The following is a 20,510-nucleotide window of genomic DNA, read 5'->3' on the forward strand; positions in this document are numbered from 1 at the left end:
GAGCCGGGCCGTGGGTACTATTCGACTATGGCTGTTATAAGACGCATTCCCCGGTGGTCCGACCTTGCTCCGCTCCTGCAGTTCGACGTTGAACTCAATCGACGCCGTGCCCGCCTGTCCCGTGTGGGCGACATCTACGATCTGCGAAAGATCGCCAAGCGCCGCACGCCCACGGCAGCCTTCGACTACGTCGACGGAGCCGCGCAGGCCGAACTGACCTACGACGGCAACCGCCGGGCCTTCGACGACATCGAACTGACCCCCGCGATCCTCGCAGGCTCAGCCGATGTCGACCTCAGTGCGGACGTCGCCGGGCGCACCTTCGGCCTGCCCGTCGGAATTGCGCCTACGGGCTTTACCCGCATGATGCACACCGAGGGCGAAATCGCCGGTGTGCGCGCCGCGGAGCGCTTTGGCGTTCCCTTTTCGCTCTCCACCATGGGCACGCGCTCAATCGAAGACGTCGCCGCGGCCTCACCGGCAGCAGCCAAGTGGTTCCAGCTGTACCTGTTCGCTGACCGTTCCGTGTCGCAGGATCTGCTCAAGCGCGCTGCCGCCAATGGCTTCGACACGCTGCTCGTCACCGTCGACACAACCGTGGCCGGGCAGCGTCTGCGCGATGTGCGCAACGGCATGACCGTCCCGCCGAAGCTCACTGCCGGAACCGTTCTCGATGCTTCCTACCGGCCGGAGTGGTGGTTCAACTTCCTCACGTCCGACCCGCTGTCCTTTGCCACCCTTTCGGGCAAGACCAGCGACCTGCCCAGCCTCATCAACTCGATGTTCGACCCCACGCTGTCGATGGACGATCTGCGCTGGATCCGCGATCAGTGGCCGGGCAAGCTGTTCGTCAAAGGCGTCCTGACGCAAGACGACGCCCGCCGGTTACTCGATGCCGGAGCCGACGGGCTCGTCGTGTCCAATCACGGCGGCAGACAGCTGGACAAGGCCCCCATCAGCCTGGACGCGCTGCCGCGGGTGCGCGAAGCCGCCGGCGACGACGTCGACATCATCCTCGATTCAGGAATTATGCGCGGTTCGGACATCGTGACCGCCCTAGCGCTCGGGGCAGACTTCACACTTATCGGCAGGGCCTACCTGTACGGCCTCATGGCCGCGGGCGAAGCCGGAGTCAACAAGGTCCTCGACCTGCTGCGCCAGGAGATCATCGTGTCGATGCAGCTCATGGGCGCACAGTCGCTGCGCGACCTCAACCCGGACATGGTCGCCAGGATCTCGCGCAGCTGATGACAGGGGCAGCGATCGTCATCGGCCTCATCGCCGTCTTCTGCGGAGCCGTTCTGCAGCGGATCTCCGGAATCGGCGTAGGCCTGGTCGCTGCCCCCGTCTTCACCCTGCTGGTAGGCCCGCAGCTGGGCGTGTTCGTCACCAACACCGCGACGATCATCTCCGGGCTGCTGATCGGACTGGCAGTTCTCAGCGAAGTCGACTGGAAGCGCTTCGGGTTCCTGGTGGGCTTCGCCGTGCTCGGATCGTGGCCTGCCGCGCTGCTGGTCCGCGACGCCGACCCGGCGATCCTCACGATCTTCATCGGCAGCATTGTGCTCATTGCGCTCATGACCACTTTCAGCGCACCCCGCCTGCCGCAGGTGTCATCGAGCGCGCTGACCGCGGCAACCGGGATCACGGCCAGCTTCCTCAACACGGCAGCCGGGGTTTCTGCCCCCGCCATGGTCATCTACGCCCGCGTGTCCCGCTGGCCCCAGCGCAGCTTCGCCGCAACCATGCAGCCGACCTTCATGATGCTTGCCATCATGTCCGTGGTCACCAAGCTCATTGCCGGAGTCGGCGCTGTCGGGAACCTTCCCCCGTGGTGGTTCTTCGCCGTGCTCATCGCCGCCGTCATCGGGGGCGTTGCCGTCGGCAGCGCGGCAGCCCAGCGGGTTTCCGCAGCCGGGGCGCGGCGCATGGCCGTGGTGCTCGTAAGCCTCGGAGCGCTCGCCGCCGTGGTGCGCGGCATCATTCTGCTGTAGACGACAGCCCAGCGACACCCCTTAGAGCCCATACTTCCTATGGTGTGCGTCATCGGGTGCGCTGCTGTCCGGACGGTCCGGCACTATGCGCCGCCCAGCGCTGATCTCGGAAGGGTCACCGAGTTCGTGAACTGAGCGCAGCAGCGTATACGTGGGCCGCCACAGGCGAATGTCCCCGGCATAGAACTGCTCCAGCAGATTCCCGGTGGAAGACCACCGGCCGACAGAAGCCTCCGTCGTCGTGTTCTGCAGCTGAAGATCAGATGCGTCGAGTGCGTAGAAAAACGTGTCAAAACGGCGCGGATAGCCCGGGGGAGTGGTCCACACATCCCACGGCACACAGGCCTCCGGTGCGGCTGACGCACCCGTTTCCTCTTCCAGTTCCCGCAGTGCGGCGGCCAGCAGAACCGCCGCCGGAAGTGCTGCGTCCTGCCCGGGCTGATGTCCTGCGGAGCCGGGCCCAAAACTCAAATCCACCGCCCTGCCCCACAGCCGAGCATGCTCCTGCGCAACCGGGCAGCGGGAGTCGGCGGCGCCTCGTGCGAAGTCGACCGGATCAACCCGGCCGCCCGGATAGGCGACGACCCCGGCAGCGAAGTCCATGCTCTTGCGGCGGTGCTGAACAAACACCTCAATTCCGCCGGCGCGACTGCCGCGCAGTGCGAGCACGCTGACGGCAGGCCGAATGGATGCCGGCGGCCCGGCGCTTGTCAGAGATGTGTTCGCCATGGTGACCTCCTTGTCGACGCCATCATAATTCGCCGGTGCGCCCGGCACGGTCGGTCCTAGTATGGAAACGTGCGGCACACAGGGGTGCCGCACAGAGACAAAGGAGGAGCGATGCTCGAAATCCACGGCCTGAAAGGCCTTCAAGACAACGTCGGCAGAGTTCTCGGGTCAAGCGGCTGGATCACAGTCGATCAGCAGCGCATCAACGCCTTCGCCGATGCGACCGGCGACCACCAGTGGATCCACGTTGACGTTGACCGCGCAGAGGCGGGACCCTTCGGGGCCCCCATCGCCCACGGCTTCCTGACGCTGTCGCTCATTCCGCTGCTGTCCTCGGAAGCCGTCAGCGTCACCGGCATGAAGGCGAAGATCAACTACGGGTGCAACAAAGTGCGCTTTCCCAGTCCGGTCCGCGTGGGCTCGCGACTGCGCGACACTGTCGAACTGACCGAGGTGAACGTCAAGAGCTCCGGCATTCAGGTGGTCATGACCCACACAATCGAAATCGAAGGTGAGGAGCGTCCCGCCTGCATCGCAGAGGCCGTTACCATCATGATCCCGGAGGGCTGAGACGCGGGCCGGACCCAGGCCTAAGGCTGACTGAGTCCGTGGGTGGAATGTCGGACTGGGCGGGCGCTTTGGCTGGTAGGGGCCCTGGTACTGAAATCGTAGGACCCTGGGTGCGAACTGCTTGAAAAGAGTGTTCTGGGTCTCTCCATTGCTCCTGGGCGAGGCTATCGTCCCAATATGAAACTTTTCATTGGCAGCGGCCCAATTCCCACCCGGTCCGGCAGCCACCCGCTCTTCTCTGAGGCAGCGCCCGACGACTTCTTCGACCCGTCGGTGCGCGGGGGCCCATTCGCAAACGGGCCCGGACTGGAAGCTCTGCAGAAACTTGAAGAGTGGTATGACGCCGGAGGGTCTGATGGGCAGATCTTCGATGTTCTCAGTGAACTCCCCACGGTCGGCGTAATCGACCCAGACGTATGGCAGCGCGATCCCACCCTGCTCAAAGAGCAGATCGAAGTGGGTCTGGTGGACCGCAATGCCTTCCAGGCCGAAGCGCAGGCACGCACCGCCGTGGGTGTTGGGCAGTTCAAGATCCGCGGTGGAATGACCGCAGAAGCCCTCAGCCTGGCTAAGTCAGGAGTCGGAGGCCAGCTTGTGGTCGCCATGGTCGACGCAGCTGATCCCGGAACGGGACAGAGCCTCGATCCGGCGATGATCGCCACCCTAGGAGCCGTCAACCGCGTCGTGCAGGCCGCTCGACGCATCGAGCTCTGAACAACACCGTACGGGAGAAAAGCCGCACGGCAACGCCAGACGGCGTTCGGGAGTGCGGCCGTGCCCACTGATTCTTTTCAGCGGCACTGAGCCCTGCGGCTGTCCGTCCCAGCACAGAAAAGCGGGTGGGAGGCGGCCAGTGACCGCGCTCCACACCCGCTGAGAGAGAAGATCAGCTCTTGCGGACCTTCTCAACGCCTTCGCGCACCGATTCCTGAATCTTCTCGGCTACTTCCGGGCCCTGTTCGCGGACCGTTTCAGTGACCTGCTGAACGCCGGCCTGGACATCGGGGCTGTTCCACACCTTTTCGGCTTCGGACTTCAGCTTGTCGTAGGTCTGGCGGCCGCTGCGGGAACCGAGAACGAATCCAACAGCCAGTCCGGCCAGAAGTACGTAGCGCTTCTTCATTTTTCACTCCTGTTGTAGTGGGCGACCACTTTCAGTCTAAAGCAGAAATCAGCCCTCGCCCGGACGCTAATCTCGACTTCGCCCAGAGCCGAATCGCAGGCGCAGCTTCTTGAGTCGACGCAGGGTTGGGTCAGTGAGGAATGACGCGTATTCGACTTTTCCGACAGTGTGGCCCTCCGAGCGGCGAAGCTGCGCTCCCAGGTACGACAGCATGAATTCACGCCGCTCCACACCTATGATCCGGCCGGTGGCCTTCGGCGGCAGGAGGATGTCGGCTTCGGCCGGAATGCCAGACTGCAAACGCCGCGCCCGCAGCATTTCACAGTCGAACTGGATGCCGAAGACCAGCGCCAGGTTCGTCAGCCACAGCCAGGTGAGTAGCACAAAGGGAATCGACAAAGCGCCGTAGGCGGACGCCAAGCCGACCGTGATGACAAAGAAGTACACGGCGGCGGTCAGCAGCAGCCACGCGGCAAGAGCCACACCCGCGCCGACTGTGAGCGGATTGCGCTGTGGTCGTTTGACGTTAGACGTCCAAGCGCCCAGCACCGCAATCGTGAAGAACATGAACAGAACAATCAGCGGGAACCGTGCGACTTTCCAGGCGAAGAGACCCGAATCGGGAACATTGAAGAACTCCAGCCAGTCCGTCCGGCCCGTCAGCAGACCGAAGATCGCAATGATCAGCGGAATCAGAAGCAGGGTCACGAGGAACGACTGAAACCGCAGCGCCCACCAGGCGCGTCCCTCGCTGACTTCGAAGACATCGTTGACCATCAGGCCGAAAGTGCGCACATAGCGGCCGGCAGACCACAAAGACAGAACGATGCCGCCTATGAACACGGGAAGGTTCGCAGAAGACCGCGCCATGGACATGAGAGGTTCGTACAGGCTCTGCAGGCGCGACCAGCCCGTCGCCTGCTGAAACACCTGGAGGATCGCCTCGACCGTTGCCGGGCCCTGGCCAAACACCGTCAACATGGAAATCCCGGCACCGAGGGCCGGGATGACAGACAGAAGAAAGTAATAGCTGAGCGTGGCAGCCGAATCCATGCGCCGGTCGTCGCCGAAGCGCTGAATTGTCCGCGCCCAGGCATAGGCCCACGAGGTGCGGGTCAGCTTCGCCTTTGTGCGGCGGGGAAACAGATCAGTACGGTCAGGCACACGCCCCACTCTACCCGCGCGTCACACAAGCGGGCAGCAACGGCGACGGGCGCCTCGTCAGAGAAGACGAGGCGCCCGTCGGCAGAGCGGCAGTCACATCACTTGCGTGCGTTGACTGCTTCCGTGGCCTGCGGCAGAACGGTGAAGAGGTCACCGACAACGCCGTAGTCAGACAGTTCGAAGATGGGAGCTTCGTCGTCCTTGTTGATCGCGACGATGTTCTTCGAGGTCTGCATGCCCGCACGGTGCTGAATAGCACCGGAGATGCCGGCTGCGACATACAGCTGCGGGGAGACGACCTTGCCGGTCTGACCGACCTGCGAGGAGTGCGGGTACCAGCCGGCGTCAACAGCAGCGCGCGAAGCACCCACGGCAGCGCCGATGGCGTCGGCGAACTGTTCAACCGGGCCGAAGTCGCCACCGGTGCCGCGACCACCCGAAACAACGGCAGCAGCTTCGGTCAGGCTGGGACGACCCGAGGAGGCCTTTTCTTCCACAGCGGTGATCTTGGCGGTCTTGGCTGCGTCTGATGCGGTGAAGTCAACAGCTTCCACAGCACCGGCGCCGGATGCTTCGGCAGCTTCGATCGAGTTGGGCTTGAGCAGGATGTGCGGAACACCCTTGATGACCTTCGACTTGACGGTGTAGGCACCTGCGAACACCGACTGGGTGCCCTGGCCTTCGCCGTCGAGGTCCGAAACGTTGGTCATGACACCCGAACCGGTCTTCGCGGCCGAGCGGGCCAGGGCTTCCGTGTTGTCGGCAGAAGCCGAAGCGAGAACGGCAGCCGGCTGACGCGATTCGACCAGCGAGGCGACGAGCTCGCCCTGCGGGGCAACGAGGAACTCGGTCAGCGAAGCGTCAGATGCGACGAGGACCTTGGCGGCGCCGTACTTGGCGAGGTCAGCGGCAGCGGTCTGGGCGTCAGCGTCCGAGCCGACGAAAACGGCGACGGGTTCGCCCAGCTGGGCGGCAGCCGTGAGGAGTTCGAACGTGGACTTCTGAACGGTTCCGCCCACGTGGTCAACGAGTACGAGTACTTCAGACATAAATCTTCCTTAGAGATTCGATATGGGCAGGGATCAGACGAGTTTCTTCGAGGCGAGCCACTCGACGAGCTGGTTTCCGCCTTCGCCTTCGTCGGTGACGACTTCGCCGGCCTGGCGCGGCGGGGCGGCGGCGATTTCGACAACCTCGGTGTACGAACCGGCTGCGCCGACTTCGCCTTCGTCGAGGCCGAGTTCGGAGAGCTCGTACTCTTCCAGGGGCTTCTTCTTAGCGGCCATGATGCCCTTGAAGGACGGGTAGCGCGGGTCGTTCGTCTGGTCGGTGACCGAAACGAGAGCCGGCAGCTGCACTTCGACGGTGCGCGACGAGGTGTCGCCGTCACGGCGGGTCTTGAGCGTCTGGCCGTCGAGTTCAGCTGCCGAAACAACTGTTGCGGCGGGCAGGCCGAGCAGTTCGGCAACCTGGGTCGGGACAACCGAGGTGTTGCCGTCGGTCGATGCGAAGCCGGTGAGGATCAGGTCGACCGGGCCCTCTTCTTCTTCGACCTTCTTGACTGCGGCGGCGAGGACCTTCGCGGTGGCCAGTGCGTCCGAGCCCGCAATGGCGTCGTCGACAATGTGAACACCGGAGTCGGCGCCCATCTGCAGGGCCTTGCGGACGGCGTCGACGGCGTCGTCCGGGCCGACGGTCAGGGCGATGACTTCGGCGTCGTCTGCGTCTTCGGCAAGTGTCAGAGCGAGTTCGACGGGGTATTCGTCGATCTCCGACAGCAGGCCGTCGCTTTCGCGGTCGACGGTGTTGTCATCGAGGAATTCGGGATCGCCGGCGGCGTCCGGAACGTACTTCACAAAAGTAACAATCCGCATGGGGTTGTCATCCTTCCTGAGGATTCGCGGTTTCCCGCGATCTTCGGTTGTTCGAAGGTGCTGTTTCTTGATCGTATCAACCAAAAAACAAGGTTTTTCTTACCGTTTTGTCTAAATGAGCTGTGACGGGATCCTGTGGTGTGTTCCACATGCTTCCCGGGTGCTCCCTCAGATCCGCTCAAACACAGCGGCCAAGCCCTGCCCGCCGCCGATGCACATGGTTTCGAGCCCGTATCGAGCGTCGCGACGGTGCATTTCGTGCGCCAGGGTTGCTAGAATGCGCGCTCCTGTCGCACCGACCGGGTGGCCGAGCGAAATTCCGGAACCGTTGACGTTCATGCGTGCGAAGTCGCTGGATTCGGGTGTTTCGCCTTCTGCGGGGAACTCCCCGAAGCCCCATTCGCGGGTGACCGCGAGCGCCTGGGCGGCGAAGGCCTCGTTGAGCTCTATGAGGTCCATATCGGCAAGTCTGAGGTCGGCCCGGCGCAGCGCCGCTGCTGTTGCTGGGACGGGGCCGATTCCCATCCGGGTGGGGTCAACACCGGCCTGTGCCCACGACACCAGGCGCAGCATCGGCGTCAGGCCAAGCTCGTCTGCCTTTTCCCGGGTTGTCACGATGCAGGCGGCGGCGCCGTCGTTCTGGCCGGAGGCGTTGCCGGCTGTCACGGTCGCGCCGGTGTCCTGCCCGGCCATGATGGGCCGGAGCTTCGCGAGCTTTTCTTCCGAGGTGCCGGGCCGGATGTGTTCGTCTTGTGTCACCTGGTGTTCTGGGCTCTTGCGGCCTGCGGGGATGGTGATCGGCACAGTCTCGTCGGCAAAGCGCCCGCCTTCGACGGCGGCTGCTGCCCGGCGGTGGGATTCGACGGCCAGGGCGTCTTGTTCTGCTCGGCTGACGCCGTAGTCGGCGCGGAGGTTTTCGGCGGTTTCGATCATGCCGCCGGGGACGGGATGGTTTTTGCCGCCTGCCGTGGTGCGACCGCGTGAGAGCCCGTCTTTGAAGCTGATGCCGGGTGTCTTCACGCCGAAGCGGATGTCTTCGGCGTAGAAGGGTGCGCGGCTCATGGATTCGGCGCCGCCTGCGATGACCACCGCGGATGCGCCGGTGGCGATTTCGCCTGCGGCCAGGAGCACTGAGTACAGGCCGGACCCGCAGCGACGGTCAACCTGCGAGCCCCCGGCGGTCAGGGGCAGCCCCGCGTTGAGGGCTGCCACGCGGCCCAGTGCAGGGGCTTCCATTGTGGGGTAGCAGTGGCCGAGGATGACACTGTCAACGGCTTCGCCGGGCAGCCCGGAAGCGCTCATCAGTCCGGTGATGACCTCGGATGCGAGGTCTTCGACGGGGATGTCCTTGAACTGTCCGCCGAAGGCCCCGACCGCAGAGCGGACGGGTGAGCAGATCACGATGTCGGTCAATGAATCCCCTTGGAAGGTGTGCTGTGCTGCTCCCCACAATAGAGGGCCGGGAAACGCTGCGCGACACCGGGTTGAACGATCGTTTGAAACTGCGTGCAACTGTCAGCTGCGCACCCGGTCTGATCTGCAGACTCTGAGTTCATGTGACTTTTCGTCGCAGATAAAAACCTCGTCGAAGATGTTCCGCCCGGCCTGTTTGTCTGAAAGGATGTTCCCAGTTTCCGTCGGCCGCAATGAAGGGGTCTGCGCATGGAACAGCTGTCGAAGCTGCTGAGCAGAGTGCTGAGCGTCATCACGGCACTCGTCATCATCACCATGATGCTGCACGTGGTCATCAACGCACTCCTGCGTTTCTTCTTCTCCACTCCCATCTACGGCACAAATGAGATAGCGGGTTTCTGGTATCTGCCGGCTATCGCGCTTCTGGGCATACCCGTAGCCCAGCTGCAGCGCGAACACATTGTGGTGGCGCTCCTGCTGGACCGTATGAGTCCGCGCGCCGCAGGCTGGTGCATGCTGCTTGCGAACTCGGCCACCGCGGCGGTGTGCGCCGGATTTGCGTGGTTTGGCCTGCAGCGCGCGCTTGAGCAGATGGAGCTCGGCGCGACCGCCGGGGTGACGACGATCATCACGTGGCCGGTGTTCTTCCTCCTGCCTGCCGTATTCGGGCTGATGACGCTCATCTGTGTTCTCGAAGCGCTCAGCTGCTTCCGCACAGTCCTGTCGGACGATCCCGAGCAGATCTACGTGTCGGAAGCCGACAGGGAAATCGCAGAGGCTGAGCACACCGAAGCCGCCGAGCAGATTGAAGACGGCGCGAGCAGCACGGAGGTCCGGCCATGACAATGACAACACCCCTGCCGGAAAAGGCCGGCCGTCCGCGGATCAGCGCGGGGCCCGGCACCTCGTTCCTTCCGCGCAACACGCGCTTCCAGCCGCGCAGCATGGGTGTCATGCTCGTCGGCACAGCGCTGCTGGCTGGGACAGTTGCTGCCTTCTTCCTGTCGCCGACCGCGCCGATTGCCGGCGCGTGGTGCATCGCGATGATGCTCGTGCTCATGTTCCTGGGTGTCCCCGTGGCAGCAGCGCTGGCCATCCCGTCGATCATCGGCGTCTACGGTCTTTCCGGGATCCCCGCAACCGTCAACATCCTCGCCACGACCCCCTACACGGCCACCGCAAAATGGACCTATTCGGTGCTGCCGCTGTTCATCTTCATGGGCATGCTCCTATCCCAGTCGGGGCTGACACAGAAGATCTACCGGGCCACCGACCGGTGGTTCTCGTGGCTGCCCGGCGGCCTTGCAATCGGCACAACGGCAGCCGGTGCCGGTCTGTCGTCAGTGTCAGGTTCGACAATCGGCATGACCTACGCCCTGGGCCGGGCTGCGATTCCGGAAATGCTGCGCGCAGGCTACGACAAGCGGGTGGCACTCGGCTCGGTCATTGTCGCCGGTCTTCCCGGCAACCTCATTCCGCCGTCCATCCTCCTGGTGGTCTACGCCGGAATCGCCTCGGTGCCGGTCGGCCCGCAGCTGGTGGCAGGTGCTGTGCCGGGCCTGCTGGTCGCAGTGTTCGTCGCAACGTTCATCCTGGTGCTCGGCATTGTGTCGCCGAAGCTCGTCGGTCGGGGCAGCGGCCCGGCTCCTTCTGCCACGTGGGCGCAGCGGCTGAGCTCACTGGGGGAGGTGTGGGGTTTCCCCGTCATCCTCGTAGTGCTGTTCGGCGGGATGTTCTCCGGGGCCTTCACCCCGACGGAAGCCGGTGCCGCAGCGGCTCTGACCGCACTCATCCTGACCCTTATCGAGCAGCGCGGGAACAGGCCCTTTGCCTGTGTTGCCCGGGCCGCGCTTGCCACGGTGAGCGCTTCTGCCGCGATCTTCTTCATCATGATCGGGGCCGAAATGCTCACCCGCCTGCTGGCCATCACCGGCCTGGCTGAGATTCTCACCGGTTTCGTCACCGGCCTGGGGCTCTCACGCGTGGGCTTCCTCGTGCTGCTCATCGCGGTCTACCTGGTGATGGGCATGTTCTTCGACACCTTGGCGATGATGCTGCTGACAGTGCCGATCCTGCTACCGGCGGTCGAAGCGATGGGCGTGAGCGCGCTGTGGTTCGGGGTTTTCGTGGTGCTGCTCGGTGAGATCGGCATGATCACACCGCCGGTGGGAATCCTCTCCTACATCGTCCACACGATCGCCAAGAAGCCGGATGTCAACCTGGGCACCGACATAACCCTGGGCGATGTTTTCCGCTCGCTCGTGTGGTTCCTGCCGATCCCGCTGCTCTTTTTGATCTTTATGATCGCGTTTCCGCAGGTCGCCGAATGGTTGCCCGCTCTGCTCGAAACCGCAGGAGGACGATGATGACACGCTCCCGCACGATGAGGACGCTCGCCGCGGTCTGCACCGCTGGAGCGGTGGTCCTGACCGGGTGCGCCGGTTCGGTTGCCGGCGGCGCACTGTCGGGGCAGGGTTCGGGCACAGGCTACGCCTACGGGGCCTCCAGGGACGAGGTGCTCGAAACCATTGCAGACCTCCCGCCGGTCACGCTGACCTACCAGCCATCGGAAGCTTCGCCGAAGAACAAAGAGATCGCCTCGGCCCCGCGGTGGGTAAAAGAGGTAAGCGATCGCTCCGGCGGCAAGATCACCATCAAGATCATCTACGGACAGGCGATCGCAGGCTACGGCGAAGTGTTCGATGCCCTCTCCGACGGTCGCCTGGACCTGGCCTACACGCTGCCGGCCTATCTGCCGCAGGAATTCCCAGCAGCCAGCGCGGTTGGAGACCTGCTGTCCGAAGCCGACCCGTCGCCGTTTGTCGGCGAGATGGTCGCCAACGCAGCCTCAACCGAGATCGGCTGGGCTTCGGGCAAGGTTCTGGAACAGTACGAAAAGAAAGGCGTGTACCCGCTAAACCCGGTTTCTGCCTCGGGAAGCTATTCAAGCCAGTGCAATACGGACGGCTTCGGAATCGACGACTACGGCGGCCGGCAGATCCGCGTGGGTGCGCGCTCGCAGGTCGGCTACGTCCAAGCGCTCGGCGGCACCCCGGTGTCCCTTGACTACACGGAAACCTACGAAGCCCTGCAGCGCAAGACAATCGACTGCACGCTGGGACAGATGGTGCCGTCTGTGGAAGCCGGACTGTTCGATGTGGCGCGCTACACCGGATACCTGACCGACACCTCGGCTCCCCGGGCGGTGGGCGCTGTCATTGCCGGGCAGCGGTTCGCCACCTTGCCGCTGGCGTATAAGCAGATCATCTTCGACAGCTACGGCGGATCGTTCCAAGGCCAGATGGGCCGCTCCATCGGCGGCAATCACGAAGCCGTCAAGAAGATCCGCGCCCTGGGCGGAACAATCGAACCGCTGGAAAAGCCCCTGCAGGACAAGCTCAGAGGATTCAACCGGGAGCTTGCCGGCAGCGTGGAAGAACAGGGTCTGCTTGAAGAGGGAACCGAGAAGCGCTTTGCCGAAGTGCTCGAAAAGTGGCAGAAAAAAGCGGAGGAGCTCGGCTACGCCGACGGCGGAGACTTCGGCACTATGGACCAGTGGTACGACCCTGACACGGACTATGTGCCCTTCGGCGAAGCCGTGTACGAAGAGGTCATCCTGCCGCACCGGCCCGGCGGCACCAGCGGAAAAGAAGACGCGAAGTCCTGACTGAACGGCGAGGGGCGGTGTGCCAAGTGCACGCCGCCCCCTGCCGTTGCTTCGGTCGCTGCCCTCAGAGAGTGGGGACATCCTCCAGGAGGGCTTTTGTGTAGGCGTGCGAAGGTGAGCGGAACACCTCGTCGACAGGACCGAAGTCGACGATCTCACCCTTGTTGAGCACAGCAATGTCATCGGCGATGTGACGGGCGAGCGTGATGTTGTGGGTCACGAACAGCATCGCCAGGCCCCGTTCGACCTTCAGTCTGCGCAGCAGGCCGATGATCGAAGCCTGCACCGACACATCGAGGGCGCTTGTCACTTCGTCGCACACCAGCACGTTCGGCGCGTTGACGAGGGCGCGGGCAATTGCCGCGCGCTGGCGCTCGCCGCCGGAGAGGTCGCCGGGACGGCGATCGTAGAACGACCGGCCTAAACGCACTGCATCAAGGGCTTCTTCCACGTAGCCGCGGCGCTGCGCCGGTGAGAGGTCGCGGTTCATCTCCAGCGGAACCGTCAGAGACTCGCCGATTGTGCGCCGCGGATTGAGAGACGAGTACGGGGACTGGAACACGTACTGCAGACCCTGGAGCTGTTTGACCGATCGTTTGCGCGTGCTGTTCGGCAGGACCTCACCGTCCAGGCTCACCGAGCCCGTGTAGTGGTCGATAAGACCCGCAATTGAACGCGACAGCGTGGTTTTGCCGGAGCCCGATTCGCCCAGGAGCATGGTGCAGCGGCCCGGTTCGAGTCGCATGTCGATGCCGCGCAGCACGGTGTTCGAACCGTATGCGAGCTTCAGATCCCGGACTTCGAGCACCGGGGCGGGCGTGGACGGGGTCTCCGCGGTGGTGGGGATGCCGCCGCTGGCGGTGCTCGCCTCGGTTCCGCCGATGGTCTTTCGGCCCGCCAGGTCCGGCACCGAAGCCAGCAGCCGCTGAGTGTACGGATGCTGGGGGTCGCGCAGCACCTGTGAGACGGGTCCCTCTTCGACGATGTCGCCGCGCAGCATGACGGCCACGCGGTCTGTCACGTCGGCGACCACGGCGAGGTCGTGGGTGATGTAGATTCCGGCAACCCCGTGCCGCTTGGTCATCTGCTGGATGGTGTCGAGCACGTGCGCCTGTGTGGACACATCCAGCCCGGTGGTCGGTTCGTCGAGGATGAGGACATCGGGGAACATGGCGAACGCCATTGCAATGCCGATGCGCTGCTGCTGACCGCCGGACAGCTGGTGCGGCCAGCGCTTCTGGTAATCCCTGTCCGATGGCAGCCCAACGTCTTCGAGGACTTCGGCAACACGGTCGGCCCGATCTTTCTCAGAATCGCCGTAGCCGTGGATGTCGAGGACTTCCCGGATCTGTTCGCCCACGCGGATGGCGGGATTGAGTGAGAGCGCGGGGTCCTGCGGAATGTAGGCGATCCGCTCGCCGCGCAGAAACCGGGTTTCGTCATCGGTGAGCTCTTCCACGACGATCTTCTCCCGGCCCTCGCGCGGTGGGTTGGGGTAGATCGTCGAAGTTCCGCCGGTCTGCACGAGCCCGGCGCGGAAGTGGCCCATGGCGGCAAGGCCTGCTGTGGTCTTGCCCGAGCCGGACTCTCCCACGAGCCCGAGCATTTCACCTCGGCGGACCGTCAGGTCGATGCCGTGGAGGATTTCGCTGCCGCCGACGGCTTCGACGCGCAGTCCGCGCATTTCGAGGACATTGGGGTGTGTCGTCATCACTGCTCCACATTCGTCGAGGCGGTGGCACGCGCAATTGCGTCCGCCAGCAGGTTGGTGCCGATCGTCAGAACCGCAATGGCGATCACCGACAGCAGAACGCCCCACGGCTGGACTGTCAGGGCGATTCGGTTTTCGTTGATCATCAGGCCCCAGTCGGCCTGCGGGGGCTGCATGCCCAGCCCCAGGAAGGACAGCGAGGCGATCGCGCCGATCGAATACGTCAGACGCAGGCCAGCTTCGACAGCCATGGGGCCGGTGATGTTCGGCAGGATTTCGCGGGCGATGATCTTCCAGCGCGGAACCGCGTACATTTCGGCCGCCCGGATGTAGTCCTCGCTGATGACGCTCAGGGTCGCCGAGCGGGCAACGCGGGCAATGCGGGGAGCGTGGGTCAAACCGATGATGAGCACGAGCACCCATCCGCGCGGTCCGGCAATTGTGATGGCAAACAGCGCGAACACCAGCTGCGGAACGGCGAGGAACACATCGTTGATGCGCATGATGAGCGAATCCACAGTGCCGCCGGTGTAGGCGGCGAGCATCCCGAAGACAGCGCCGACGGCCAGGCCGAGTGCGGTGGCCAGCACCGAATAGATGAGCAGCAGCAGACCGCCGGCCAGGAAGCGCGAGCCCACGGAGCGTCCGAGATTGTCGGTGCCGAACAGGCCGTGGTCAGAGAAGGGCTGGCCGATGAACTCATAGGGTGTGACACCCGTGATGGGCGCTGCCAACAGGGGGCCCAAGAGTGCCAGGGCGATGACGGCGGCGCTGATGATCACGCCGATCTTGCCCTCTCGCTGGGCCCAGATGCGCTTGAGGACGTGCGGGGGACGGCTGTGGGACTCTTTGATGTCGCCGTCGGCGTTCGATTCGCCCAGCGCCGCGTGTTCGAGCGCGCCGTCGGTCGGTGTGAGGTTCTGCGGAGCTGACATGTTCACTTCCTCAGCTTCGGGTTGGTGACGATGCCGACGATGTCAGCCAACAGGTTGACCACGATGTACACAATTGCCACCAGCAGCGTGATTGCCTGGACCACTTGGACGTCGCGGTAGGTGACCGCATCGATGAGAGCCTGTCCGATGCCCGGGTAGCGGAAGAGGAACTCCACGACTACGACACCGCCGGCCAGCCAGGCCAGCTGGATGGCGATGACCTGGGCAACCGGCCCAATGGCGTGTGGAACGGCGTGGCGCAGGATGACAGTGCGTTCGGGCACACCTTTGAGCCTTGCCATTTCGACGTAGCCGGAGTCGAGAACTTCCGCCATTGTCGCCCGCATCATGCGCGCAATATAGGGCGCGACGACGAGCGCCAGGGTCAGTGTGGGCAGGATGAGCTGCAGCGGCAGGTGCCACACCGGGGGGCCGGGCGGGGACATTGTGACTGCGGGCAGGATCGGGAAGACAGTTGTTGCGAAGATCGTGATGAGGCCGACGCCGACGACGAACTCCGGCATGGCCGCAAGTACAAGTGTGACCCACGTGATGGCCGAATCGCGGCGCTGGCCACGGTGGATGGCCGACACAATGCCGAGGAACAGGCCGACCGGCACGGAGACGACGGCGGCGAGCACCATGAGGATGATCGAATTGCCAATCCGCGGGGCCAGCAGCTGTGAGACTGGTCCTCCCGTGGCGGCCGAGGTTCCGAAGTCGCCGGTGAACAGGCCGCCCAGCCACAGGAAGTACCGGACGATGGCCGGTTTGTCGAGGTCCATCTGCTCGCGCAGCGCTGCAAGCCTTTCCGGTGTCGCCTGCTGGCCGAGGATGGCCCGCGCGGGGTCGCCGGGCAGCAGGAGGGTGGCTGCGAAGATGATGATGGAAATGGCCAACAGTACGAAAACGCTGATGAGCAGTCGTTTGAAAATGAGCTTTGCCATGGTTTCCGCCTACGCTTTCGCAATCCAGACATCGCGGAACCGGAAGCTCGACAGGGGGATGCCGGTTGCGCTTTCGGTGAGTCCGCCGACGTACTTCTGGTAGGCGTCGACCTGATTGGCGAAGCCCCAGATGATGTATCCGCCTTCTTCGTACTGCTGCTTCTGACCTTCCTGCACGATCTTCCTGCGCTTCTCCGGGTCGGTTTCAGCCTGGATTCTCTTGATGATGTCGTCTGTCTTATCGCTGGCCCAGTTCGTTTCGTTGAACGGGGAATTGTCCATGAGGCACTGGTCGGCCTGCGGGGCGAAGTTGCGGGTGTACCAGAATGACTGAGCGAAATCCCATTTGAGGTAGTTGTCGCCGAAGAACGTGGTGGTGTCTACGCGGCGAATCTTGACGGTGATGCCGGCGTCGCGGGCCTGCTGAGCGAAGACCTGAGCGGCTTCGACGGTCCCGGACTGGATGGGGGCGGTGACGAGCTCAACCGTGAGCCCGTCGGGATAGCCGGCCTCAGCCAACAGCTGCTTGGCCTTTTCGACATCGCGGCGGCGCTGCGGAAATTGTTTGGGATAGTCGGGGTCGTAGACGCCGAACATGTCGTTGCCCACCTGGCCGAAGCCGGAGAGCACCTGGTTGATCATCTGCTCGCGGTCAACTACCAGGCGGAAAGCCTGGCGGACGCGCTCATCGTCAAAGGGCTTCTTGTCCACGCGCATGGTGAAAGGCAGCCACATGCCCGTTTTGGAATTGAGGAGCCTCATCCGCTCATCGGCTTCGATCACCTTGGCCAGTGACACGGGGATCTGCGCGACGCAGTCAACCTGATTCGACAGCAGCGCGTTGATGACGGCATCGGTGTCGTTGAAGTTCAGCAGCTCGATCTCATCCAGGTGCGGTGTGCCGTCCCAGTAGTGCGGATTTCGCTCCAGCACGGTTGAAAGCGCCGGTTCAAAGGACTTGAGCATGAACGGGCCGGTCCCCACGGGGTTCTCCGGGTCGTAGTCCTTCGGCACGATTGTGGTGGTGTAGCCCGACATGGGGTCGTCGAAGATGCTGTTGGGCTCTTTGAAGTGGAACTCGACCTCGTAGGGACCCTTGGCCTTCATGAAGTCCAGGGTTGCCAACACAGCGGCGCTCGTCTTGGGGTCGTCGGGGTTGCGAATGCGCTCGTAGGAGGCGATGACGTCTTCAGATGTCATTTCCCGCCCGTCGGAGAACTTCACGCCTTCGCGCAGCTTTGCGGTCCACACCGTGGCGTCGTCATTCGGTTCGACCGAGGTTGCCAGCCGGTACTCGACTTCGTAGTCAGGCCCGCGCGAGAGCAGGCCCTCATACATGTTGTGCATGCGGCAGATGTCGGTGGTGTTGACGGCGACGTGCGCATCCACGGTGTCGGCTGATGTCCCGCCGGTCAGTCCCACCCGCAGTCTGCCGCCCTTGACGGGCTTCGACAGGTCGAATTCCGGTGTAGCGCTCACTCCGCAGGCGCTCAGCAGGCCAGCTGAGCTCAGGGCGGCGCCGGTGCCCAAGAGCTGCCGGCGGCTGAACGTGCGGTCGGCGTACGACCGCGAAGCAGCGTCCCGCGAGCGAGCAGCCGGAGATGTGCCGTTGTCGTGCGCCATTATCCGCCTGCTTTCGAAAAGTTTGGGTTACCTTGGTGCGAATCACGGTAACACGATCGTGGTGCAACGGCGACGCGAATGTTGAAAAGCATGCGCGAGAAAAACGCCCCCATCAGCTGTTTGAGCTGATGGGGGCGCTGCTGGCGGCAACTGTCGGCCAAAGGCCGAATCTGAAGATCAGGCCAAACTTAGGCCCGTGGGTTCATCACATGGAGATCGAACGTCCCGACCATGCGGGTGCTTCTTCGATCAGCGGCTGCAGGCGCTCAAGCACTTCGGCGGGGAAGTCGACGGCACGGCCGGCCTTCTGATCCACGTGCAGGCACATGACCTCTTCCGTGAATAGAAGGTCCTCGCCGTCGAGCATTTCATAGGCGATGTGCAGCTTCTTGCCGGCGGCGCCGATGATGCGCGGGCGGACCTCGACCTGCGCTCCCAGGCCGATCTCCTGCAGATATCGCAGGTGGGTCTCAACCGTGTAGAGCGAACATCCCGTGTTCTTCCGGTAGTCCTCGTTAAGACCGATGTCGATCATGAGCTGATCCGTGGCGAAACCGCAGATGAGCACGTAGTAGGCCTCGGACAGGTGCCCGTTGTAGTCGATCCACTCCTGCTTGATCTCCGTGCGGTACGGGGCGATCGCCGTCATTCGTCCTCCTGGCTGTCGTTGGGTGAGCCCAGCAGGGCCTGTGCGGCACCCGCGGCAGCCGCGGCGGCGCCTCGTTCGCGCCCTCCCGGATAGGTGTCGCGGATGTCCTGAATTGCCTGGCGCACGGCGATGATCGAGGCGTCGCGAGCCTGCACGAGTTCATTGAACGTGCGGGCGTCGATTTCCTCGTTCGAACCTTCGACCACCAAGTCTCGCAGACGGTCTGTAAGCTCCGGTGCTGTCAATCGGGTCCACGGGCTCAGCAGCGACGGGCCGAAGTGGTCGAGCATGTGGGCCATGCCGCCCTCACCGCCTGCCAGGTGGAAGGTAAGCATCGGCCCCTGCAGCGGCCAGCGCAGACCCGGTCCGTCGGTGATCGACAGATCGATCTGCTCGACGGTGGCTTCGCCTTCGTTGACCATGTGCAGAGCTTCGCGCCACAGGGCCTCCTGCAGGCGGTTGGCAATGAAGCCGGGAACCTCGCGGTCCATTTTGATGACGGACTTGCCGATCGCGTCGAACCACTCGGCAGCCCAGTCGACAGCTTCCGGTGCGGTTTCCTCGCCGCCGACCACCTCGACCAGCGGAATGAGATACGGCGGGTTGAAGGGGTGGCCCACAACCAGACGGGATTTGTCCTGTGCCTTCTGTGCCATGTCCGTCATCGAATAGCCCGATGTGGACGAGCTGATCACGGCATCTGCATCCGCCAGGCGGGCAATATCGGCCAGCAGGTCCTGCTTCATGTCGAGGACTTCCGGTGCGGACTCCTGGACGAAGCCGGAACCGGCAAGCGCTTCGGCCAGGTCCGTGTGGACAGACCAGTTGGCCTTGTTCGCACCCGGCTGCAGGCCGAGGGCTTCAAGGGCAGGCCAGGCGTTGTCGATCAGCCGCTCAAGCTTTTCCGGGGCGTCCGGGGAAGGGTCCCACACTTTGACGCTCAGTCCGCGGGACAGGAAGTACGCGGCCCAGCCGCCGCCGATCGTTCCGGCGCCGACGCACGTTACCTGGGTGATGTCGTCAATTCGGCGCAGTGCGATTGTCATCTGAGAATCAGCCCCCTCAGTGCTTTTTGAGGCCGAGGATTTCGCGGGCCTCGTTCGGGCTTGCCACGGAAGCCCCGAGCGATTCGATGATCGTCACAGCCCGGTCGGTGAGCTGGGCATTGGTGGCCTTGACTCCGCGGGACAGGTAGAGGTTGTCTTCGAGTCCCACGCGGACGTGGCCGCCGGCCAGAACCGACTGGGCCACCCACGGCAGCTGATTGCGGCCGATGGCAAAGCTGGTGAACACCGAGTTCTTCGGCAGCAGATCCACCTGCGCGTCAAGCAGCTTGCGCGACACCGGCGCCCCGTAGGGAATGCCCATGCACAGCTGATACATGGCGGGGTCATCCAGCAGGCCCTCTTCGTACATGACATTGGCAAACCACAGGTTGCCGGTGTCGAAGATCTCCAGTTCCGGTTTCACCCCGAGTTCGCGGATGCGGGCAGCGCCTTCGCGCATCATGTCCGGGGTGGAGATGTAGATCTGGCTGCCCTCGCCGAAGTTCAGGGTGCCGCAATCGAGCGTTGCGATCTCCGGACGGAGCTCTTCGACGTGTGTGAGCCGGGTGGCCTGGTTGACCAGGTCGGTGCCGTCAACGAACCGGGTGGGGTTCTGCGGGTCGAGGACCACGTCCCCGCCCATTCCGGCGGTCATGTTGATGACGGGGTCGACATCGTCGGCTTGGCGCACCAGGCGCAGAACTTCGCGGTAGAACTCGGTTTCGCGCGAACCCTGCTTGGTCTGCGGGTCGCGTACGTGAATGTGGATGACAGATGCGCCGGCCCTGGCGGCTTCGATGCCGGACTGGGCGATTTCTTCGGGGGTGACCGGAACGTGTTCGGATTTGCCGGCGGTGTCGCCGGCTCCGGTCAGGGCGCAGGTGAGGATGACATTGTGATTCATGGGAACTCCCTTGTCTGATCTGGTGATGGTGGTCGGCTGATCAGGCGGAGTGCTGCTGTGCCCGCCTGCTCAGTGAAAGCGCGGCGGGGATCCGTACGGAAAGCCCTTGACGATATCCATGACTTCACCCTCCCAAGCCTGGGGGAGGGTTGCAACCTGTT

The 20,510-nt window shown here is 63.8% G+C and carries 20 protein-coding genes; 7 read left to right on the forward strand and 13 right to left on the reverse strand.

The annotated features are described in order from the left end of the window. Positions 1 to 27 precede the first annotated feature (27 nt). Together HMPREF3162_RS07500 and HMPREF3162_RS07505 are read left to right on the forward strand one after the other, a co-directional pair. Positions 28 to 1,248, forward strand: coding sequence for an alpha-hydroxy acid oxidase (locus HMPREF3162_RS07500; protein ID WP_070777496.1), 1,221 nt, complete (start codon positions 28 to 30; stop codon positions 1,246 to 1,248). After that, positions 1,248 to 1,994, forward strand: coding sequence for a sulfite exporter TauE/SafE family protein (locus HMPREF3162_RS07505; protein ID WP_070777497.1), 747 nt, complete (start codon positions 1,248 to 1,250; stop codon positions 1,992 to 1,994). Before HMPREF3162_RS07500 ends, HMPREF3162_RS07505 begins: the two co-directional genes overlap by 1 nt. Positions 1,995 to 2,015: 21 nt before the next feature. Here HMPREF3162_RS07505 and HMPREF3162_RS07510 read toward each other — a convergent pair whose 3' ends face one another. After that, positions 2,016 to 2,723 (reverse strand): NUDIX hydrolase, encoded by a 708-nt coding sequence (locus HMPREF3162_RS07510; RefSeq protein WP_070575390.1) that lies wholly within the window; start codon positions 2,721 to 2,723, stop codon positions 2,016 to 2,018. 111 nt (positions 2,724 to 2,834) lie between these two features. On the opposite strand from HMPREF3162_RS07510, the gene HMPREF3162_RS07515 reads away from it, so the two are divergent. After that, positions 2,835 to 3,293: a MaoC family dehydratase gene (locus HMPREF3162_RS07515; RefSeq protein ID WP_070575248.1), complete on the forward strand. Its 459-nt coding sequence runs from the start codon at positions 2,835 to 2,837 to the stop codon at positions 3,291 to 3,293. A 177-nt stretch (positions 3,294 to 3,470) separates the two neighbouring features. Then, entirely contained in the window at positions 3,471 to 4,007 is a 537-nt protein-coding gene (locus HMPREF3162_RS07520; RefSeq protein WP_070575246.1) for a hypothetical protein, read from the forward strand. Between the two features lie 172 nt (positions 4,008 to 4,179). Here the strand turns inward: HMPREF3162_RS07520 and HMPREF3162_RS07525 are convergent, their stop codons facing one another. The 5 genes from HMPREF3162_RS07525 to HMPREF3162_RS07545 all read right to left on the reverse strand — a co-directional run bounded on the left by HMPREF3162_RS07525 (position 4,180) and on the right by HMPREF3162_RS07545 (position 8,867). Continuing rightward, positions 4,180 to 4,416 carry a YtxH domain-containing protein gene (locus HMPREF3162_RS07525; protein ID WP_070777498.1) on the reverse strand — a complete coding sequence of 79 codons (237 nt, stop codon included), beginning with the start codon at positions 4,414 to 4,416 and terminating at the stop codon, positions 4,180 to 4,182. 66 nt (positions 4,417 to 4,482) lie between these two features. After that, positions 4,483 to 5,580 carry a YihY/virulence factor BrkB family protein gene (locus HMPREF3162_RS07530; protein WP_070777499.1) on the reverse strand — a complete coding sequence of 366 codons (1,098 nt, stop codon included), beginning with the start codon at positions 5,578 to 5,580 and terminating at the stop codon, positions 4,483 to 4,485. 98 nt (positions 5,581 to 5,678) lie between these two features. Continuing rightward, positions 5,679 to 6,629 carry an electron transfer flavoprotein subunit alpha/FixB family protein gene (locus tag HMPREF3162_RS07535; RefSeq protein ID WP_070777500.1) on the reverse strand — a complete coding sequence of 317 codons (951 nt, stop codon included), beginning with the start codon at positions 6,627 to 6,629 and terminating at the stop codon, positions 5,679 to 5,681. Positions 6,630 to 6,662: 33 nt separating this feature from the next. Then, entirely contained in the window at positions 6,663 to 7,454 is a 792-nt protein-coding gene (locus HMPREF3162_RS07540; RefSeq protein WP_070575387.1) for an electron transfer flavoprotein subunit beta/FixA family protein, read from the reverse strand. A 168-nt stretch (positions 7,455 to 7,622) separates the two neighbouring features. Continuing rightward, complete coding sequence (locus tag HMPREF3162_RS07545) at positions 7,623 to 8,867, reverse strand: acetyl-CoA C-acetyltransferase (protein WP_070777501.1); 1,245 nt, start codon at positions 8,865 to 8,867, stop codon at positions 7,623 to 7,625. Between the two features lie 249 nt (positions 8,868 to 9,116). On the opposite strand from HMPREF3162_RS07545, the gene HMPREF3162_RS07550 reads away from it, so the two are divergent. From HMPREF3162_RS07550 to HMPREF3162_RS07560, 3 genes are read left to right on the forward strand one after another with little or no spacing between them, the layout of a single operon-like run. Further along, the gene (locus HMPREF3162_RS07550) at positions 9,117 to 9,710 is read left to right on the forward strand and encodes a TRAP transporter small permease (protein ID WP_070777502.1); all 594 of its coding nucleotides are present in this window, start codon (positions 9,117 to 9,119) and stop codon (positions 9,708 to 9,710) included. Further along, positions 9,707 to 11,233 carry a TRAP transporter large permease gene (locus HMPREF3162_RS07555; RefSeq protein ID WP_070777503.1) on the forward strand — a complete coding sequence of 509 codons (1,527 nt, stop codon included), beginning with the start codon at positions 9,707 to 9,709 and terminating at the stop codon, positions 11,231 to 11,233. Before HMPREF3162_RS07550 ends, HMPREF3162_RS07555 begins: the two co-directional genes overlap by 4 nt. After that, positions 11,230 to 12,534 (forward strand): type 2 periplasmic-binding domain-containing protein, encoded by a 1,305-nt coding sequence (locus HMPREF3162_RS07560; RefSeq protein WP_256278293.1) that lies wholly within the window; start codon positions 11,230 to 11,232, stop codon positions 12,532 to 12,534. Before HMPREF3162_RS07555 ends, HMPREF3162_RS07560 begins: the two co-directional genes overlap by 4 nt. Before the next feature lie 64 nt (positions 12,535 to 12,598). Here the strand turns inward: HMPREF3162_RS07560 and HMPREF3162_RS07565 are convergent, their stop codons facing one another. From HMPREF3162_RS07565 to HMPREF3162_RS07595, 7 genes are all read right to left on the reverse strand, one after another. Continuing rightward, the gene (locus HMPREF3162_RS07565) at positions 12,599 to 14,245 is read right to left on the reverse strand and encodes an ABC transporter ATP-binding protein (RefSeq protein WP_070777504.1); all 1,647 of its coding nucleotides are present in this window, start codon (positions 14,243 to 14,245) and stop codon (positions 12,599 to 12,601) included. Continuing rightward, entirely contained in the window at positions 14,245 to 15,180 is a 936-nt protein-coding gene (locus tag HMPREF3162_RS07570; protein WP_256282691.1) for an ABC transporter permease, read from the reverse strand. Before HMPREF3162_RS07570 ends, HMPREF3162_RS07565 begins: the two co-directional genes overlap by 1 nt. 2 nt (positions 15,181 to 15,182) lie before the next feature. Then, positions 15,183 to 16,127, reverse strand: coding sequence for an ABC transporter permease (locus tag HMPREF3162_RS07575; protein ID WP_070777505.1), 945 nt, complete (start codon positions 16,125 to 16,127; stop codon positions 15,183 to 15,185). 9 nt (positions 16,128 to 16,136) lie between these two features. Continuing rightward, on the reverse strand, positions 16,137 to 17,750 hold the full coding sequence (locus tag HMPREF3162_RS07580) for an ABC transporter substrate-binding protein (protein WP_083318946.1): 1,614 nt from the start codon (positions 17,748 to 17,750) through the stop codon (positions 16,137 to 16,139). A 205-nt stretch (positions 17,751 to 17,955) separates the two neighbouring features. Then, positions 17,956 to 18,399, reverse strand: coding sequence for a thioesterase family protein (locus HMPREF3162_RS07585; RefSeq protein WP_070777506.1), 444 nt, complete (start codon positions 18,397 to 18,399; stop codon positions 17,956 to 17,958). Next, positions 18,396 to 19,445 (reverse strand): 3-hydroxyacyl-CoA dehydrogenase NAD-binding domain-containing protein, encoded by a 1,050-nt coding sequence (locus HMPREF3162_RS07590; RefSeq protein WP_083318947.1) that lies wholly within the window; start codon positions 19,443 to 19,445, stop codon positions 18,396 to 18,398. Before HMPREF3162_RS07590 ends, HMPREF3162_RS07585 begins: the two co-directional genes overlap by 4 nt. A 16-nt stretch (positions 19,446 to 19,461) precedes the next feature. Further along, the gene (locus HMPREF3162_RS07595; protein WP_070777507.1) at positions 19,462 to 20,349 is read right to left on the reverse strand and encodes a beta-keto acid cleavage family enzyme; all 888 of its coding nucleotides are present in this window, start codon (positions 20,347 to 20,349) and stop codon (positions 19,462 to 19,464) included. Between the last annotated feature and the right edge of the window lie 161 nt (positions 20,350 to 20,510).

This window comes from Brevibacterium sp. HMSC07C04 (assembly GCF_001815905.1).
Classification (GTDB): Bacteria; Actinomycetota; Actinomycetes; order Actinomycetales; family Brevibacteriaceae; genus Brevibacterium.

What these genes read in the sequence shown, in the direction of transcription:
- HMPREF3162_RS07500 (WP_070777496.1), top strand. Translation starts at nt 28, where the DNA reads ATGGCTGTTATAAGACGCATTCCCCGGTGGTCCGACCTTGCTCCGCTC.
- HMPREF3162_RS07505 (WP_070777497.1), top strand. Translation starts at nt 1,248, where the DNA reads ATGACAGGGGCAGCGATCGTCATCGGCCTCATCGCCGTCTTCTGCGGA.
- HMPREF3162_RS07510 (WP_070575390.1), bottom strand. Translation starts at nt 2,723, where the DNA reads ATGGCGAACACATCTCTGACAAGCGCCGGGCCGCCGGCATCCATTCGG.
- HMPREF3162_RS07515 (WP_070575248.1), top strand. Translation starts at nt 2,835, where the DNA reads ATGCTCGAAATCCACGGCCTGAAAGGCCTTCAAGACAACGTCGGCAGA.
- HMPREF3162_RS07520 (WP_070575246.1), top strand. Translation starts at nt 3,471, where the DNA reads ATGAAACTTTTCATTGGCAGCGGCCCAATTCCCACCCGGTCCGGCAGC.
- HMPREF3162_RS07525 (WP_070777498.1), bottom strand. Translation starts at nt 4,416, where the DNA reads ATGAAGAAGCGCTACGTACTTCTGGCCGGACTGGCTGTTGGATTCGTT.
- HMPREF3162_RS07535 (WP_070777500.1), bottom strand. Translation starts at nt 6,629, where the DNA reads ATGTCTGAAGTACTCGTACTCGTTGACCACGTGGGCGGAACCGTTCAG.
- HMPREF3162_RS07540 (WP_070575387.1), bottom strand. Translation starts at nt 7,454, where the DNA reads ATGCGGATTGTTACTTTTGTGAAGTACGTTCCGGACGCCGCCGGCGAT.
- HMPREF3162_RS07550 (WP_070777502.1), top strand. Translation starts at nt 9,117, where the DNA reads ATGGAACAGCTGTCGAAGCTGCTGAGCAGAGTGCTGAGCGTCATCACG.
- HMPREF3162_RS07555 (WP_070777503.1), top strand. Translation starts at nt 9,707, where the DNA reads ATGACAATGACAACACCCCTGCCGGAAAAGGCCGGCCGTCCGCGGATC.
- HMPREF3162_RS07560 (WP_256278293.1), top strand. Translation starts at nt 11,230, where the DNA reads ATGATGACACGCTCCCGCACGATGAGGACGCTCGCCGCGGTCTGCACC.
- HMPREF3162_RS07565 (WP_070777504.1), bottom strand. Translation starts at nt 14,245, where the DNA reads ATGACGACACACCCCAATGTCCTCGAAATGCGCGGACTGCGCGTCGAA.
- HMPREF3162_RS07570 (WP_256282691.1), bottom strand. Translation starts at nt 15,180, where the DNA reads ATGTCAGCTCCGCAGAACCTCACACCGACCGACGGCGCGCTCGAACAC.
- HMPREF3162_RS07575 (WP_070777505.1), bottom strand. Translation starts at nt 16,127, where the DNA reads ATGGCAAAGCTCATTTTCAAACGACTGCTCATCAGCGTTTTCGTACTG.
- HMPREF3162_RS07580 (WP_083318946.1), bottom strand. Translation starts at nt 17,750, where the DNA reads ATGGCGCACGACAACGGCACATCTCCGGCTGCTCGCTCGCGGGACGCT.
- HMPREF3162_RS07585 (WP_070777506.1), bottom strand. Translation starts at nt 18,399, where the DNA reads ATGACGGCGATCGCCCCGTACCGCACGGAGATCAAGCAGGAGTGGATC.
- HMPREF3162_RS07590 (WP_083318947.1), bottom strand. Translation starts at nt 19,445, where the DNA reads ATGACAATCGCACTGCGCCGAATTGACGACATCACCCAGGTAACGTGC.
- HMPREF3162_RS07595 (WP_070777507.1), bottom strand. Translation starts at nt 20,349, where the DNA reads ATGAATCACAATGTCATCCTCACCTGCGCCCTGACCGGAGCCGGCGAC.